This is a genomic window from Bacillus sp. YC2, from assembly GCF_019891195.1.
Classification (GTDB): domain Bacteria; phylum Bacillota; class Bacilli; order Bacillales; family Bacillaceae; genus Bacillus.
The window spans coordinates 559027-575975 of record NZ_JAHXDO010000001.1 but is presented as its reverse complement, the minus strand read 5'-3'; the positions used below and the strand labels follow the sequence as shown (position 1 = coordinate 575975).

At 45.5% G+C, this 16949-nt stretch carries 20 protein-coding genes; 18 read left to right on the top strand and 2 right to left on the bottom strand.

Features of this window, described 5'->3' with window-relative positions; genetic code table 11:
• Positions 1-125 precede the first annotated feature (125 nt).
• From KY305_RS02895 to KY305_RS02815, 17 genes are all read left to right on the top strand, one after another.
• The gene (locus tag KY305_RS02895) at positions 126-356 is read left to right on the top strand and encodes a DUF1146 family protein (protein ID WP_082791751.1); all 231 of its coding nucleotides are present in this window, start codon (positions 126-128) and stop codon (positions 354-356) included.
• Between the two features lie 142 nt (positions 357-498).
• Entirely contained in the window at positions 499-1239 is a 741-nt protein-coding gene (locus KY305_RS02890) for a YwmB family TATA-box binding protein (protein WP_223061275.1), read from the top strand.
• A gap of 33 nt (positions 1240-1272) precedes the next feature.
• A complete protein-coding gene (gene murA, locus KY305_RS02885; RefSeq protein ID WP_223061274.1) occupies positions 1273-2583 on the top strand; it encodes a UDP-N-acetylglucosamine 1-carboxyvinyltransferase in 1311 nt (436 codons plus the stop codon).
• Between the two features lie 202 nt (positions 2584-2785).
• Positions 2786-3817 carry a stage II sporulation protein D gene (spoIID, locus tag KY305_RS02880; protein WP_223061273.1) on the top strand — a complete coding sequence of 344 codons (1032 nt, stop codon included), beginning with the start codon at positions 2786-2788 and terminating at the stop codon, positions 3815-3817.
• Positions 3818-4082: 265 nt separating this feature from the next.
• A complete protein-coding gene (locus tag KY305_RS02875; protein WP_223061272.1) occupies positions 4083-4769 on the top strand; it encodes a vWA domain-containing protein in 687 nt (228 codons plus the stop codon).
• A gap of 312 nt (positions 4770-5081) precedes the next feature.
• Complete coding sequence (locus KY305_RS02870; protein WP_223061621.1) at positions 5082-5762, top strand: VWA domain-containing protein; 681 nt, start codon at positions 5082-5084, stop codon at positions 5760-5762.
• Between the two features lie 89 nt (positions 5763-5851).
• Positions 5852-6019 (top strand): hypothetical protein, encoded by a 168-nt coding sequence (locus KY305_RS02865; RefSeq protein ID WP_223061271.1) that lies wholly within the window; start codon positions 5852-5854, stop codon positions 6017-6019.
• 96 nt (positions 6020-6115) lie between these two features.
• On the top strand, positions 6116-6904 hold the full coding sequence (gene fdhD / locus KY305_RS02860) for a formate dehydrogenase accessory sulfurtransferase FdhD (RefSeq protein ID WP_223061270.1): 789 nt from the start codon (positions 6116-6118) through the stop codon (positions 6902-6904).
• 16 nt (positions 6905-6920) lie between these two features.
• On the top strand, positions 6921-7946 hold the full coding sequence (moaA, locus tag KY305_RS02855) for a GTP 3',8-cyclase MoaA (RefSeq protein WP_223061269.1): 1026 nt from the start codon (positions 6921-6923) through the stop codon (positions 7944-7946).
• A gap of 191 nt (positions 7947-8137) precedes the next feature.
• A complete protein-coding gene (locus tag KY305_RS02850) occupies positions 8138-9268 on the top strand; it encodes a response regulator aspartate phosphatase (RefSeq protein ID WP_223061268.1) in 1131 nt (376 codons plus the stop codon).
• 111 nt (positions 9269-9379) lie between these two features.
• On the top strand, positions 9380-9859 hold the full coding sequence (locus KY305_RS02845; RefSeq protein ID WP_223061267.1) for a hypothetical protein: 480 nt from the start codon (positions 9380-9382) through the stop codon (positions 9857-9859).
• Positions 9860-9932: 73 nt separating this feature from the next.
• Complete coding sequence (locus tag KY305_RS02840) at positions 9933-10121, top strand: CsbD family protein (RefSeq protein ID WP_223061620.1); 189 nt, start codon at positions 9933-9935, stop codon at positions 10119-10121.
• 368 nt (positions 10122-10489) lie between these two features.
• Complete coding sequence (gene ureA, locus KY305_RS02835; protein ID WP_223061266.1) at positions 10490-10816, top strand: urease subunit gamma; 327 nt, start codon at positions 10490-10492, stop codon at positions 10814-10816.
• A complete protein-coding gene (ureB, locus tag KY305_RS02830; RefSeq protein ID WP_223061265.1) occupies positions 10813-11187 on the top strand; it encodes an urease subunit beta in 375 nt (124 codons plus the stop codon). Before ureA ends, ureB begins: the two co-directional genes overlap by 4 nt.
• A complete protein-coding gene (ureC, locus tag KY305_RS02825; protein ID WP_223061264.1) occupies positions 11184-12893 on the top strand; it encodes an urease subunit alpha in 1710 nt (569 codons plus the stop codon). The genes ureB and ureC overlap by 4 nt, the downstream gene beginning before the upstream one ends.
• Before the next feature lie 139 nt (positions 12894-13032).
• Complete coding sequence (locus KY305_RS02820; protein WP_223061263.1) at positions 13033-13437, top strand: Rrf2 family transcriptional regulator; 405 nt, start codon at positions 13033-13035, stop codon at positions 13435-13437.
• Positions 13438-13501: 64 nt separating this feature from the next.
• On the top strand, positions 13502-14143 hold the full coding sequence (locus KY305_RS02815) for an NAD(P)-dependent oxidoreductase (protein WP_223061262.1): 642 nt from the start codon (positions 13502-13504) through the stop codon (positions 14141-14143).
• 37 nt (positions 14144-14180) lie between these two features.
• On the opposite strand, the gene KY305_RS02810 is transcribed toward KY305_RS02815, so the two are convergent.
• On the bottom strand, positions 14181-14567 hold the full coding sequence (locus tag KY305_RS02810; protein ID WP_223061261.1) for a DUF5362 family protein: 387 nt from the start codon (positions 14565-14567) through the stop codon (positions 14181-14183).
• Between the two features lie 140 nt (positions 14568-14707).
• Here KY305_RS02810 and KY305_RS02805 point away from each other — a divergent pair, with 140 nt between their 5' ends.
• Positions 14708-15478: a MerR family transcriptional regulator gene (locus KY305_RS02805; RefSeq protein WP_223061260.1), complete on the top strand. Its 771-nt coding sequence runs from the start codon at positions 14708-14710 to the stop codon at positions 15476-15478.
• A 9-nt stretch (positions 15479-15487) separates the two neighbouring features.
• On the opposite strand, the gene cls is transcribed toward KY305_RS02805, so the two are convergent.
• The gene (gene cls, locus KY305_RS02800; RefSeq protein ID WP_223061259.1) at positions 15488-16936 is read right to left on the bottom strand and encodes a cardiolipin synthase; all 1449 of its coding nucleotides are present in this window, start codon (positions 16934-16936) and stop codon (positions 15488-15490) included.
• Positions 16937-16949 lie beyond the last annotated feature (13 nt).

The window sequence follows — 16949 nt, the reverse complement described above, 5'->3', positions numbered from 1 at the left end:
AGCGGGGGTTTCCCCTAATTATGGATAAAAATTCTGATGCGAAAATGATCATCTTTCTCTCATCTTCTTATATAATAAGAGAGGATGTGAGGGGGCGGAAAAGAAAATGAAAGGAGATGGAATTTGTGAATGTATTGGGACAGCAGGCCGCAATCAGCATTTTGATTCATTTAGTATGTATTGCGGTTACATGGTGGGCGCTTCAAGCCGTCAACTTTGACCCGCTGATCCGAAAAGGGAAAGTGGTGCAGGCCAGACTCCTGATCATTCTTCTCACAATTGCGATCGGAACGGCAGTCGCGAATTTCTTTTTAGATTATCTTACCTATTCGAAGCAGCTGCCATACTTGTTTTAAGCTGTTTCATCAGTCGAAATGACGGGAATGGATGGAGGAGAAACCAATTTTTTCTTCATACGCCTGGCGAGTTTTGACGAAGTTTTCCATGTATTGCTTTCCCCGGCTCCGGCAAAAATGGGAGTAAGGGGGAGAGAACGATATGAAGAAAAAAAGAGCAGGCCGTGCCATTCTGTTTTTTGTCTTTTTAAGCGCCTTAATTGCGGTGTTTCATTCCATTCATGCGAGTGAGCTGTCACCGCTTGCCCAAATCGCTGCGGGTATGGAGCGGCAGCAGGTGACTGTTGATGAATGGACGCTGCACGCGAAAGAAAACTTGAACCTGTCACTGAATGATTTTGATGAAAAAGTGAAGCAATTACAAACGCAGAACCCGCAATACCGTTGGGATGTCGCACAGGAAGACAAAATCGTAAAGGCTGTCGGCACGTATTCTGACAAAAAAAATCATACAACTTTTAAACTGCAGCTCATCACTACCCTCAAAAACCAGAACCCAACTTCGTATTTATTATATGAGCAAATGAGCCCGGAGCAACCGGAAAGCTGGAATGATACATATGAACAGTTTGAACGGCAGGCACATGACATATTTCAAAATAAAGTATTTATTTTTACTTGTCTAAAGGGTCATTTAAATGATAATATGAGTATTGTTTTGCAAAAAAAAGCAGATCAAATCATGAAAGAATTTGAAGCAAGTCCAGTTGAACATGTAGTTGAGCCTCATTTCGTTTCTGTTTCTGCATTTACAAGTAAGTGGACAGATTACATCATGACATCAAAGCATAAGATGAATGTGCAAATTGCGCTTAGAAATGCGGGAATGGGCGAAAAACATACCGTTACGGTTGGCACACCAATCGTCACGACTGAATATTAATATAGAGAATATAGGGACGCGGAGGGGAATACCTTGGAAAAAATCATCGTCCGCGGCGGTCAGAAGTTAAACGGCACAGTTAAGGTTGAAGGAGCTAAAAATGCCGTTTTACCTGTTATCGCTGCATCTTTATTAGCAAGTGAAGAAAAAAGCGTAATATGTGATGTACCTACGCTCTCCGATGTATATACAATTAACGAAGTGTTGCGTCATTTAGGAGCAGATGTGCATTTTGAGAATAATGAAGTTACAGTAGACGCTTCTTACGCTTTAGAAACAGAAGCACCTTTTGAATATGTGCGTAAAATGCGCGCGTCAGTGCTTGTGATGGGGCCTCTTTTAGCCCGTACAGGTCATTCAAGAGTAGCGCTTCCGGGAGGCTGCGCGATCGGCTCAAGACCGATTGACCAGCATTTAAAAGGCTTTGAAGCAATGGGCGCAAAAATCAAAGTAGGCAACGGCTTTATTGAAGCAGAAGTGGAAGGCCGTCTGCAAGGCGCAAAAATCTATTTGGATTTCCCAAGTGTGGGTGCGACAGAAAACTTGATTATGGCTGCTGCTTTAGCTGAAGGAACGACAACGCTTGAAAACGTGGCGAAAGAGCCTGAAATCGTTGACTTAGCAAATTATATCAATGCAATGGGCGGCAAAATCCGCGGAGCGGGCACCGGCACCATTAAAATTGAAGGTGTCGACAAGCTTCACGGCGTAAGACACAATATTATCCCTGACCGTATTGAAGCGGGTACCTTTATGGTAGCAGCGGCTATTACGGAAGGAAACGTATTAGTAAAAGGTGCGGTTCCTGAACATCTTACGTCTTTAATCGCTAAGATGGAAGAAATGGGAGTTAAAATTACGGACGAAGGAGAGGGCCTTCGTGTCATCGGACCTGCCCAGCTGAAACCGATCGACATTAAAACGATGCCTCACCCTGGTTTCCCTACCGACATGCAGTCGCAAATGATGGCACTGCTTCTCCGTGCGGGCGGAACAAGCATGATTACAGAAACCGTGTTTGAAAACCGTTTTATGCACGCTGAAGAATTCCGCCGGATGAACGGAGACATTAAAATTGAAGGCCGTTCAGTTATCATTAACGGTCCTGTACAGCTGCAAGGTGCAGAAGTTGCCGCTACGGACTTGCGTGCGGGCGCGGCGCTGATTCTTGCGGGATTAGTGGCTGAAGGTCATACACGCGTCACGGAACTGAAGCATTTAGACCGCGGTTACGTGGACTTCCACAAAAAACTTGCGGGCATCGGCGCCGACATCGAACGTGTAGTAGATGAAACGGCGGCTGAGCAAGAAAACAAAGAAGTCGTAACAGACTTAAACGCATAATTTTTCTAAAACAGTATGTCAATCTGGCATACTGTTTTTTCATAGGGTTTATCATCATTATTATGCTCTGATTTGCAAAAAAGAATACGTTTTAACGTGAATAAAAGGAATAAAGATTCTGTCCAAAAAGGATTGTCATATTAGCTTGTCCCTGCCCATAAGATGAAGTAGAGTCGAATCCCGAGCAGGAGGCAGCTGATATATGAAACCAATTGTATTTCTACTATCCGGGCTATGTGTTCTCATTCTTCTCGTGCCCACGCTCCTTGTCATTCCGTTTCAGACAGAAAAAGGAGCTGCGCTGAACAGAGAATCCGGACACAGAACAACACACACCATAAGAGAGGCAAAAGGAGCAGAGACATTGAAAGAATCGCCTGTATCTATTCCGGTCTATCGGACATCCAAACATTCTGTAGAAAACATTCCGCTTGAAGAGTACGTCATCGGAGTCGTGGCTTCCGAAATGCCCGTAAATTTTAAACCTGAGGCATTAAAAGCCCAGGCGCTCGCAGCCCGAACGTTTATTGTCAGGCTAATGGTAGCTGACTCTGCCGTCCAGGCGCCGAAAGGATCGCTTGTGGACGACACGCAAATGTTTCAAGTCTATCAAAGCAAAAGCCAGCTGAAAAAAGAATGGGGATCTCATTACGCTCAAAACCTGAAGAAAATTACAAATGCGGTAGCCAGCACGCAGGGCAAAATTTTAACGTATGACAACAAGCCGATTGAGGCGTCCTTTTTCTCTACAAGCAACGGTTATACAGAAAATGCAGAAGCCTATTGGACAAGCGCCATTCCTTATTTAAAAAGCGTGCAAAGCCCATGGGATAAAAAATCGTCTAAATACCTCTCCACTCAAACAGTGAGCGTTGCGGAGTTTCAGCAGAAGCTCGGCGTTCAGCTCTCGGGACAAAATACGGTGGGGCAGATTACCGCCAGAACACCCGGCCATCAAGTCGCGACAGCTGTAATAAACGGCAAGAAGCTGAAGGGAAGGGACATTCGGGAAAAACTCGGTCTGCGCTCAGCCGATTTTGAATGGAAACGAAACGGCAGCAGCATCACGATTACGACAAAAGGATTCGGCCACGGCGTCGGCATGAGCCAATACGGCGCCAATTACATGGCGGAGCAAGGAAAGTCCGTTACGGATATTGTGAAGCATTATTATCAGGGAATAGACATTTCCGACGCTGACGCGTTTTTAAACAAATATATGGCAAAAAAGTAGACGCTTAAATAAGCGTCTTTTTTTGCGGAAAACTATTCCAAAAATGGTGAGGGCACCAACAGACTCATATAACGAAAGCCTAAAGGCTGACAATCGTGATCCGGTTCTCACATGGCAGGTGAAATTCCTGATATAAACAGCCGCTTCTATGTGAATATACGCAAAAATAAAGAGGAAGCCCGTCCTATTTATTTCCCTTTTCATCTCATATACGATAGGAATTGTTCGGCGTTGAACGTGAAACATTTTGAAAAGGGGAAGAGCGATGAAAAAAACATTTTCACTTATACTCATGCTGGGATTGCTGCTGACTGCTGCATCTCCTGCTTTTGCTGCTGAAAAAGCAAGCGAAACAATCATCAAACCTAAAAAAAATATCGCCATTTTGCTGGATGCAAGCGGCAGTATGGCGAAACGGATAGACGGCGTTTCTAAATACAGCATGGCAAAAGATGAAATCGTTCGTTTTGCGGACTCACTTCCGTATAAGTCACAAGTCAGAATGACGGTATTCGGTTCTGAAGGAAATAATAAAAATTCAGGAAAAGTACAATCTTGTCAATCCATCCGCGGCGTATACGGATTCCAGGCATTTGACAGACAGAGCTTTTTGAACTCCCTTAACGGAATCGGACCTACGGGCTGGACACCGATCGCAAAAGCGTTAGAAGATGCGAAGGCTTCTTTTAACGAAGGGCGCAAAGTCGGTCATAAAGCGGTTTATCTTTTAACTGACGGCGAGGAGACATGCGGCGGAAATCCGATTCAGACGGCAAAAGAACTTCGTAAACATCATATTAAGGTCAATGTCATCGGATTTGACTTTAAAGAAGGCTACAACGGCCAGCTCCATGAAATTGCCAAAGCGGGCGGAGGAAAATACTACGAAGCCCAAAGCAAGAAGGATATCAATCGCATTTTTACAATGGAAGCACGTACATTAGCGGAATAAAAAAAGGCGCCGTTTTCGGCGCCTTTTTTTTGTCATAATTTTAACAAATTATTCAAAAACAGTTGAAGAGAAAACTGTAAAAAGAATCAGTTTCCCGCCTTATATTACAAAAAGGACGAAAAAAGCCATCAAGGCTGTCATATTTTATCCAATCTTTTTAGGATGAAGCGTCTATATTAACCATTTTTTGGGGGTTTGCCGTTATCGCCATAAGAGGCACCTCGTCCTATATCTTTTTACTGTTGCCTAATCTAGCATAAAGGAGAGCCGAGGGGCCCATCGGCGAAAAACAAATGGAGAGGAATGAGTATGATGAAAAAAATGTTTACTGCGGGGATTGTCGGTCTTTTGACGCTTTCTCTCGGATCACCTGTTTTTGCGGCTGAGAAAACGCATGAGGAAACAAACGTTGCTGTTTTGTTTGACGCAAGCGGCAGTATGATCCAAAAAACCGATGGAGAGCGTAAAATTGACGTTGCAAAGGATTCGGTCAAATCATTTGCAGAAGTCCTTCCTGAAGATACGAATCTGATGCTGCGGGTATTCGGGCATAAAGGCAACAACAAAATGTCCGGAAAGGCCGTGTCATGCAATTCAACGGAAACTCTTTACGGTCTTCAGCCGTATTCTGTGTCTCCGTTCGACCAATCACTCAGCCAAATTAAACCGACAGGCTGGACACCGATCGCAAAAGCGCTTTCTGATACAAGAGAAGAGTTTGAGCGGCTTGGAGCTAAAGGGAAAAACGTGGTTTATTTAATTACAGACGGTGAGGAAACGTGCGGCGGAAATCCTCAAGCGGAGATTCAGAAACTCCGTAAAGCGAACGTCAACACGATTGTCAACATCATTGGCTTTAACTTTGGTGTAAAAGGAAGCGAAAACCTTGAACAAGCGGCCAAAGCAGGCGGAGGAACTTACGTTTCTGCTGACAGCGCGGCTGAATTCAAGCAGGCTTGGGATGACGCAGCACAGGAATTGGCAACTGAATAGACTTGAGAAAAGACGCTGGTGAAAGGCGTCTTTTTTGTGTTTAGAAACCGGGGTAGCGGGAATGATACGACTAAAAGGAGATGACACGTTTGTTAAAAGGAGCTGGCATTATATTAGTGCTGGCGGCAGTGGTCTTTGTGCTGATCGGCATCTTTTTGAAGCTGGCCGCATTCATTTTCGTCAGCATATTAGCCATTATCGCCGCAGTCATTTTATTCACTATCCTGAGCAAAAATCAGCGTCATAAAGAAACATAAAGAGTCCGGAGCGGGCTCTTTTTTTAAACCGCATATTCGACAAAATACGCTGAGTGTGGAAGAATAAAAGAGAAGGATATGGCGGAGGGGAAAACAGTGGAAGATAAAGCAACAGCGGTGAGGGAAATATACCGTTACGAACAAGGGGAATTAACGAAAACGACAGATCGGATGGCAGCTGAGTATCCATTGACTGTCATGCTGAACGGGCGCGAATTCGTTACGCTCGTCTGCACGCCTGATCATTTACAGGAGCTGGTCATCGGATTTCTCGCGTCAGAAGGCGTTATTCGATTTGAAAAAGAGATTAAAAGCTTTACAATAGATGAAAGTCTCGGTTTTGCGTATGTGGAACTTACGCATCCTGAAGCGCTCGAGCAAAAAGACTATACGAAGAGGGTTATCGGTTCATGCTGCGGGAAAGGCCGGCATTTTTACTTTCAGCAGGATGTCAAAACGGCCAAAACCGCCGTCAGCCGAATCAAAATAACCCCTGAAGCGTGTCTTGAATTAATGAAGACGATGCAAAGCGGAAGCGGCACCTTCCAAGAAACAGGCGGCGTCCATAACGCGGCGCTGTGCGATACGGAAAAGATGCTGCTCATGCGGACGGATATCGGCCGCCATAATGCGCTGGATAAGCTCTATGGATATTGTTTGCAAAACGGAATGCCAGTCCGTGACAAGCTGATTGTCTTCAGCGGCCGGATCTCCTCGGAGGTCTTATTAAAAGCCGCAAAAATCGGTGTATCGATCGTTATTTCTAAATCGGCGCCGACCGAGCTTGCGCTGCAAATGGCGGAAGAGCTGAACATCACGGCGATCGGTTTTGTCAGAAACGGATCATTTAATGTATATACACATCCCGAACGGGTTGGAAAATAGAAAGGGGTCTTGGCTTATGAATACAGAAACGCGCCGGGTGTCAGACAAAAGGGACAGACCGCTCAGAGATCTTCGCATCTCTGTCACTGACCGCTGCAACTTCAGATGCACGTACTGTATGCCAGCCGAATTATTCGGACCGGATTATCCATTTTTACAAAAGACAGAATTGCTCTCATTTGAAGAGCTGGAGCGGCTTGCGAAGCTGTTTGTCGGCCGCTTCGGCGTTGAAAAAATCAGACTGACGGGCGGGGAGCCGCTCATGCGGAAAGATATGCCTGAATTGATCAAAAAGCTCGCGCGTATTCCGGGTCTTCGGGATATCGCGATGACCACAAACGGATCGTTGCTCCCTGTCTACGCAGAGAAACTGAAGCAGGCGGGGCTGCACCGGGTGACCGTCAGCCTTGATTCTTTAGAGGATGAAAGATTTAAGGCCATCAACGGCCGCGGCATTTCCGTGAACAAGGTGCTTGAAGGCATTGAGGCGGCAAAAGCCGCCGATCTCGGCGTGAAAATCAACATGGTCGTCCAAAAGGGCGTGAATGAAAAGGACATATTGCCGATGGCGCGTTATTTTAAAGAAAAGGGCCATATTCTCCGGTTCATTGAATTTATGGATGTCGGCAATACGAACCAATGGAATAAAAAAGACGTCATCACGAAGGCGGAGATCATCGAATTGATCAATAAAAGCATGCCGACAGAACCGATAGAAGCGAATTATAAAGGAGAGGTCGCCTCTAGGTTCCGCTACCTTGACGGTTCAGGCGAAATCGGCGTGATTTCCTCAGTCTCAGATGCATTTTGCGCCTCCTGCAACAGGGCGCGCTTGTCGGCCAGAGGCGAGCTGTTTACATGCCTGTTCGCTTCCGGAGGCTATGATGTGCGAAAGCTTGTGCGCGGCGGCTTAACTGATGATGAATTGACGGACGCCATCGCTTCTGTCTGGAAAAACCGTACCGATCAGTATTCGATTGATCGCACGCTTTCTAAAACGGCCGGGAAAAAGAAAGTGGAAATGTCTTATATAGGCGGATGAAAAAAAGCTTGCCCGATCAGAGCGGGGCAAGCTTTTTTATACCTGAAGGCGCTTGTTCAAAAAAACCCGGCCTCCGCCGAAATATATGAAGTAGGAATTTTGATGGATGCTGATCAAGATAAATGAATTCCAAAGCCATACATTATGATAAAATATAACCAATAGAAATTAGAAAAGGTTGTGAAAGGGGCATGACCGCACACGAGATTCCGTCATCTCAAGTTGGAGTCAAAATCAACAAATGGTACAAGCACATTTTAACGTTTCAAGCGGCTGATGCCATAAAGCTGAAAGAGGAAATTGACCAAGATATACAACAGATGGAGGAAGACCAGCTGCTGCTGTTATATTATCAGCTGATCAGCTACCGTCATCACATTATGCTTGATTACGTCAAGCCGGACTTCACGGAACAATCACAGATCCAGTACAGCGAGCTGCAAAAAACGATTGAAAGTACGGACAGCATATCGGGATTATCTGAGTATTATTTCCATTTATTCAGAGGCATGTATGAATTCGATCAGAATAACTACGTTTCAGCTATTTCTTTTTATCGGAAAGCTGAGAAATTACTTTCGTTTGTCGAAGATGATATTGAGAGGGCAGAGTTCCACTTTAAGATGTCTGAAGTTTTTTATGTGATGAAGCAGACTCATTTCTCCATGAATCACGCGATTCAGGCGCTTGAAACGTATATGGAGCACGATTTTTACAGAGTGCGGAGAATTCAATGCCATTTCGTCATCTCGGGAAACTATATCGACTGCAAAAACTATGACAAAGCGCTTGAGCATTTAGATGAAGCGCTCCGCCTAGCTTTGCTGGAAGGGCAGCCCCGCCTGATCGGATCGGCGCTTTACAATCTGGGGAATTGTTATTCTGAGAAGAGAGAGCTGGATGAAGCGGCCCGCTACTTTAAAAAAGCGCTGCCCGTCTTTGAGGAGCATCAGCTTGAACAGCTTCCGAAGGCGCTGTTCAGCTTAACGCACACCCTTTTCAGACTGCATGATGATCAAACCGCTCTCGCTTATTATGAAAGAGGGATGAAGATCGCGAAAGACCGCGGCGATCGATTCAGCTTAGAGAAATATAAATTTTTACAAGCGCTTTATTTGGAATCTGTCAATCTTGATTTAATTCATGAAGTGTTTCATTATATGAATGAAAAATCGCTGTATGTGTATATAGAAGATTTCGCCTTAGAGGCGGCTGTTTACACAAGCGCCCATGAACAGTATAAAGAAGCGGCGTATTTTTATGAAAAAGCGATCTGCATGAGAGAGAAGCTTCAAAAAGAAGAGTGTTTATACAATATATAACGATTAACCATCTGGGATTCAGATGGTTATTTTTTTGCGCATCATTACGTTTGAACATAGAAAAAATCGGAAAAATCGCAAAATAAGAGTGAGTTTGAAAGGAGGGATTTGTTGTTCGGATTCAATGACATGATAAAGTTTTTTATGTCTTTTCTCATCATTTTGCCAATGGTGTCTGTCATACATGTAGCCGGTCACAGTTTTATGGCCTTGTTATTCGGGGGCAAGGCATCGTTAGATATCGGAATGGGGAAGCGCCTCTTTAAATTAGGGCCGATTCAGGTCCGGCGTATCTATTTCATAGATTCCTTTTGCCAGTTCGGTGCATTACGGATCGATAACCGGCTGACGAATGCGCTTGTTTATGCGGGCGGCTGTCTGTTTAATCTCGCTTCCATTTTTTTAATTAATCTGCTTATCATACAGGATGTCCTCGAACCAAACTTATTTTTTTACCAATTTGTCTATTTTTCAACGTATTATGTCTTTTTTGCCCTGCTGCCGGTGCAATATGCGGAAAATAAGCTGTCGGACGGATTAGCCGTCTACAAAGTGTTGCGCTTCGGAGAACGCTGTGAAATCAATAACTGACAGTTGAACGGTTTACCATATTGCCGAAAGGGAAGAAAACAAGTACACATTAAAAAAAGGAGCTGAAGAGATGATGGATAACAATCATGGATTAAAAGACAAAGTAAAAGGCGGCATGAACAAAATGAAAGGTGAAGCCAAGGACAAAGCCGGTGATATGGCAGACAAATCCGATTTAAAAGCGGAAGGAAAAAAAGATAAAGCAAAAGGCAGCCTGCAAAAAGGCGTCGGGAAAACGAAAGATAAACTCAGTAACGATTAATCTGATATTAGACAAAAGCCCAAAGCGTTTTGGGCTTTTTGTTATGAGTTATGATAAAAAAACCCTCTGTTTGGTTCATTTTCACTAATTTTTAAAATTTTATATAAAATTATGAATGGTTTCTTTATAATATTCACATAAGATGTTACCTTTCATTACACTTTCAGGTTATCTGTCCATTTGATTAAACGTTTGTTCAAAAGAAAAAAATCAGATATCTCAATTTTCTGTAAAAGGAATTCAGCCGTCGGCCGTCGAATTTCTTTCATCACTTAACATTTCATGAGGTGAAGGGGGTGGTATCCGCCTGCATCATTTTCGGTATGAACTAGATAATTGCGCTTGACTATCACTTAGGGGGAGTACAGATGAAATTAACACCGGTTGAACAAGAAAAATTGCTCGTTTTTGCAGCGGGAGAGCTGGCTAAACAGCGAAAAGAGCGCGGCGTTTTGCTCAATTATCCTGAAGCGGCCGCATATTTGACCTGTTATCTGATGGAAGGAGCGCGGGATGGAAAAAGCGTCGCAGAGCTGATGGAGTCCGGCCGCCATGTTTTAACGGGAAAGGACGTCATGGAAGGCGTCCCGGAAATGCTGGACTCGATCCAGGTGGAAGCAACGTTTCCCGACGGAGTCAAGCTTGTTACCGTTCATCAGCCGATTCAGCCGGTCACAGCGGAGGTGAAGTCATGAAGCCGGGAGCCATTCAAGTCGCAGAAGGGTTAATTGCCATTAACGAAGGCCGAAGAACAAAGGAAGTGTCTGTTACCAATACGGGAACGCGGTCGGTTCAAGTCGGTTCACATTTTCATTTTGCCGAAGCCAACGGCGCCCTATCTTTCAAGCGGGATGCAGCGATCGGCATGCGTCTGGATATTCCTTCAGGCACGTCTGTCCGTTTTGAACCGGGCGAGGAGAAAACAGTTACGCTCGTTGAAATCGGCGGAAGAAAAACGATCAGAGGGTTAAACGGCATGGCTGACACCTATATGGATGAACGGGGAAAAGATAAAACCTTATCGAACCTTACGAAAGCCGGATGGATGGAGGGGGCGATCCGATGAAGATGACACGTGAGCAATACGCAGAGCTGTTCGGGCCGACAACAGGGGATAAGGTCAGACTCGGAGACACCGATTTATGGATTGAAGTTGAGAAAGATTTTACCGTCTACGGAGAGGAAATGATCTTCGGCGGAGGAAAGACGATTCGGGATGGCATGGGGCAAAACGGGCGTATTACGGCAAAAGACGGAGCGCTTGATCTGGTCATCACAAACGTTGTCATTTTGGACTATACCGGCATCGTGAAAGCGGATATCGGCGTTAAGGACGGCCGTATTGCCGGCGTCGGAAAAAGCGGCAACCCCGATATCATGGATGGCGTTGACCCGCATATGGTCATCGGCGCCGGCACAGAGGTCATTTCCGGCGAAGGAAAAATCATAACGGCCGGCGGCGTGGATACCCATATCCATTTCATATGCCCTCAACAGATGGAGGTCGCCCTTTCTTCAGGAGTGACAACGCTCCTTGGCGGGGGAACGGGCCCTGCGACCGGCAGTAAAGCGACAACCTGCACATCCGGCGCATGGTACATGTCGAGAATGCTTGAGGCAGCCGAGCAATTCCCGATCAATGTCGGGTTTTTAGGAAAAGGAAATGCTTCTGACAAGGCGCCTCTCATTGAGCAGGTGGAAGCGGGCGCCATCGGCCTGAAGCTCCATGAAGATTGGGGAACAACGCCAAGCGCCATTAAAACCTGTATGGCAGTTGCGGACGATGCGGATATTCAGGTTGCCATCCACACAGACACGATTAACGAAGCGGGTTTCTTAGAAAATACGCTTGATGCAATCGGCGACCGGGTCATCCATACATATCACATAGAAGGAGCCGGCGGAGGCCATGCACCGGATATTATGAAGCTCGCGTCCTACGCCAATATTTTGCCGTCCTCTACAACGCCGACGATTCCGTATACTGTCAACACGATGGACGAGCACCTTGATATGATGATGGTCTGTCACCATTTAGATTCGAATGTGCCTGAGGACGTGGCATTCAGCCATTCACGCATCAGGGCGGCCACAATTGCGGCAGAGGATATCCTTCACGATATCGGCGCGATCAGCATGACATCATCTGATTCGCAGGCGATGGGCCGGATCGGGGAAGTCATTATCCGGACATGGCAGGTTGCCGATAAGATGAAAAGGCAGCGCGGCGCCCTTGCCGGGGAAAACGGCAATGACAATGTGCGCGCCAAACGCTATGTCGCAAAATACACGATCAATCCGGCTATCACCCACGGTTTGAGCCATGAAGTCGGCTCTGTCGAAAAAGGAAAGCTTGCCGATCTAGTGTTGTGGGACCCCGTTTTCTTCGGCGTCAAGCCTGAGCTTGTGCTCAAAGGCGGTATGATTGCGCGCGCCCAGATGGGAGACCCGAATGCGTCGATCCCGACGCCTGAACCTGTATTTATGCGCCAGATGTACGCGTCTTACGGAAAAGCCAACCGCAATACATCCATTACTTTTATGTCCAAGGCGAGCATTGAAAACGGCGTACCCGGCAAACTGGGGCTTGAAAAAATGATTTCTTCGGTGCAGCATATCCGCAAGCTGAGCAAGCTTGATATGAAGCTGAACGCCGCGATGCCGAACATTGAAGTTGATCCGAAAACATATCAGGTATTCGCTGACGGAGAAGAACTGTCATGTCAGCCTGCCAGCTATGTTCCGCTCGGACAAAGATATTTCTTATTTTAATCCCTCCAAGGCCGGCCCCGCCGGCCTTTTTACACCTCTATTGCCAACTGGATATCATCCTTTGAGGAATTTTAGTGTATATTAGTAGTTGACAAACTAATGAAATGTAACTATTATGGTTACAACGGTGGTGAAAAACATGATTAACAGCCGTCTTGCTGTAGCCATTCATATCTTATCCCTGATCTCGATGGATGAACGGGCCTCTTCAGATATGATTGCCGGCAGCGTAAACACGAATCCTGTCGTTGTGCGGAGAACAATCAGCCAGCTGAAAAAAGCCGGTATTCTCACATCCCGGGCGGGTGTTCCCGGTGCCAGCCTGAAAAAAGATCCGTCCGAGATTTCCCTCTTAGAGGTATACAGGGCGGTGCAGAAAAAGGAAGAGCTTTTTGCGGTTCACGACAATCCGAATCCGGAGTGTCCGGTCGGCAAAAATATTCAGCTGGCGCTCGATGAGACGTTCGGAAGTGTGCAGCGGGCAATGGAAAATGAATTGGCAAGCAAGTCACTTGATGATGTAATGAATCATCTCTTTTCTTAAAAAGAGATGGCTTCATACCGCCAAAGATGTAACAAAAATGGTTACAAATAAGGAGGAAAAAGAAATGAAAATTGGAATTATCGGTGCAAGCGGAAAAGCGGGAAGTGTTATTTTAAAGGAAGCGAAAGATCGCGGACATGATGTGACAGCGATTGTGAGAGACGCTTCAAAAGTGAACGGCCAGGGCGTCACTGTTCTGGAAAAAGACGTATTCGATTTAAAAGCGGAAGATGTAAAACAATTCGATGCCGTAGTGAATGCGTTCGGAGCTCCGGCGGGCCAGGAGCAGCTTCATGTGGAAGCAGGAAGAGCATTAATCAATATTTTCAAGGAAGCGAAAGATACAAGATTGTTTGTCGTCGGCGGAGCCGGCAGCCTCTTCGTTGATGAAGCCAAAACCACCCGCCTTGCTGAAACACCGGAATTTCCAAAGCAATACTTGGCGACCGCAGTCAATCAGGCAAAAAATTTAGAGGATCTGGAAAACACAGACTCCATCTCATGGACATTCCTCAGTCCTGCGGCTATGTTTGATCCGAACGGAAAACGTACTGGGTCATACAAGAAAGGCAAAGACACATTCACTGTCAACTCTAAAGGAGACAGCTATATCAGCTATGCGGACTATGCCATCGCCGTATTGGATGAACTTGAAAAACCTTCTCATCAAAATGAGCGCTTTACTGTAGTCGGAGAAGCTGAATAAAGAAAAAATCCCGGGCGCAAAGCTCCGGGATTTTCTTTTAATATGTATTTGTGTCAAAATCATTGAACACGCCGTCAACGATGCCGAGCATCATGAAAATAATGACAAGAATAACGGCGATAACTGAAATTCCGATGCTCACAATGAGGTAAATCCCCTGCATCTTCACGAACTTTGCGTAATGATCAAGCATATTTTCCTCTGACAGCTCATTGAATTGCTCTGCCATTTGCCCCGCTTCTTTTGCTGACCGCATAAGAAAAATTCCGGCAATGATCTGCAAAACGCCGGGAATTGCGCCGATCAAGAAGAAAAATGCTCCTGAAAGCGCCGCAAAAGCGCCCATAATAATAAATAAAATGCCTGTTGCTTTCCCCCATTTAGAAATGGTGACAAGCGAACGGTTAACAGATTCTGGCTTCAATACACCGGCACTCCTTTACAAAAAAATACTCACTTTTCATTTATACACTATTCGGGCAGTCTTTTGAATATAAAAATGTGTTTTTGTGATTGACTCTGACGTAACGTTATCGTTTACGATTCCATTATGGAGGTGATGACATGCTCTATCAAGTCAAGCAAGTGGCCGATATGTCGGGAGTCAGCGTAAGGACGCTCCACCACTATGATCATATCGGACTGCTTACGCCAAAAGAAGTTTCTAAAGCGGGATACCGCTTGTATAGTGACGCGTGTCTTGAGCGGCTGCAGCACATATTATTTTTTAAAGAAATCGGCTTCCGGCTGGAGGATATAAAAAATATGCTGGATCACCCGGCCTTTCAGAGGAAGGCCGCGCTCGAAAGCCAAAAAGACATTTTGCTGAAAAAAAGAGAGAGAATTGACCGAATGATTGAAACGGCGGATAAAACCATCGCTTCCATAGAAGGAGGAGCAGAAATGAAGAAACGGGAGTTATTTGCAGGACTGAGCATGAAAGAAATTGAAGAGCACCAAATGAAATATGCGGATGAAGCGAGAGCGCTGTACGGAAAAGCTATGACAGACGAAACGGAGAAGAAAACGGCCGCGTATACACAAAAAGATTGGAGCGCCATTATGTCAGAATGGGGGGCCATTTATGAACGCATCGCGAAGAGAATGGAAAAAGGCCCGGACGACGCCGAGGTACAGGAGGCAGTCGGTGATTTCAGAAACCACATCAGCACCTTTTTTTATGACTGCACGCCTGACATCTTCAGGGGGTTAGGCGATTTATATACGGCCGATCAGCGGTTTACGGAGAACATTGACCGATACGGAAAAGGGCTGTCCGCCTTTTTGCGGCAGGCGATAATTGTGTATTGCGAAAATGAAAATTCCCGGGCGTAACCCCGGGAATTACAAAATCGGAGACAAAAGCCTTGAAACCGATTCTTTAATGCGGATCCATAACGAACGCTCCTGATACTCTTCGTATGTGTATTTTCTTGAGACGAGCAAATCCTCTTTAAATGAGGAGATGAGCTTTTTCGCGATGGTGACATCGTAAATAAAGGCATTGACTTCAAAGTTCAGCCTGAAGCTTCTGACGTCGATATTGGCCGTCCCGACCGAAGCCGTTTCATCATCGACAACAATCGTTTTCGCGTGAATAAAGCCGTTATCGTAAATATAGACCGAAGCCCCGGCTTTTAAAAGATCGCCGATATAAGACAAGGTCGCCCAATAAACGAACGCATGATCCGGCTTATTTGGAATCATAATCTTCACGTCGATGCCAGACAGGCAAGCGATTCTGAGAGCATCCAAAAGGCTTGAATCAGGAATAAAATAAGGCGTTTGGATCAGGATCGACCGTTTGGCTGTTGTAATCATCTTAATATAGCCGTTTTTAATCTGTTCCCACTCTGAATCCGGCCCGCTCGTGACAATCTGCATTCCCACGCTGCCCTTCGGCTCGCATTCCGGAAAATGATTCGGTACGTATGTGAGCGTATGGTGATGGGAGGCCTGGTTCCAGTCGAGGATAAACCGTGTCTGAATCGCATGAACCGCCGTGCCCTGTATCCTGAGATGCGTATCACGCCAATAGCCGAATTTCGGGTTCAGTCCGAGATATTCATCCCCGACGTTAAAGCCGCCGACATAACCTGTTCCGCCGTCGATAATGACAAGCTTGCGGTGATTGCGGTAATTAAGCCGCAAATTTATGGGACGGAGCCTGGAAGGAAAAAAGACCTCTACATGGCCGCCCGCGTCTTTCAGCGGTTTGAAAAACTTTTTTCTGAGTGATCTTGAACCGAGTTCATCATATAAAACCCTGACCTTTACGCCTTCCTTTGCCTTTTTTACTAAGGCGTCGCGCAGTTTTTTCCCTAATTCATCACCTTTGTAAATATAATATTGCAGGTGAATGTGGTCTTTGGCGTTGGAAATATCCTTCATTAAGCGTTTAAACTTATCGCGCCCGTCGGTTAAAATCTCTACCGAATTGTCCTCTGTGAACACAGCGTGGTTATTCATGACAAGCATATAGATGAGATCTTGATTATCCACAGTCGCCCGGTTGTTAAATTGAAACTGCCTCGACTTCAAATCTTTGAGCTGGAATTTGAGCAGCTTTTCAATCCCGATCTTTTTGCGGTCCTCCCACTGAAACAGGTGCTTGCGTCTGAGATTATGGCCGAATAACATGTATAAAATAAAGCCTAATATGGGAATAAAAAAAAGAACAAGCAGCCAAGCCCATGAAGCGCTGGCATCGCGTCTTTCTTTAAAGATCATGATCACGCCCAAAAGTATATTTAAAACGAAAAAAAATCCGAAAAGAATAAATGAAATGCTCACTTTGCAACCCCGC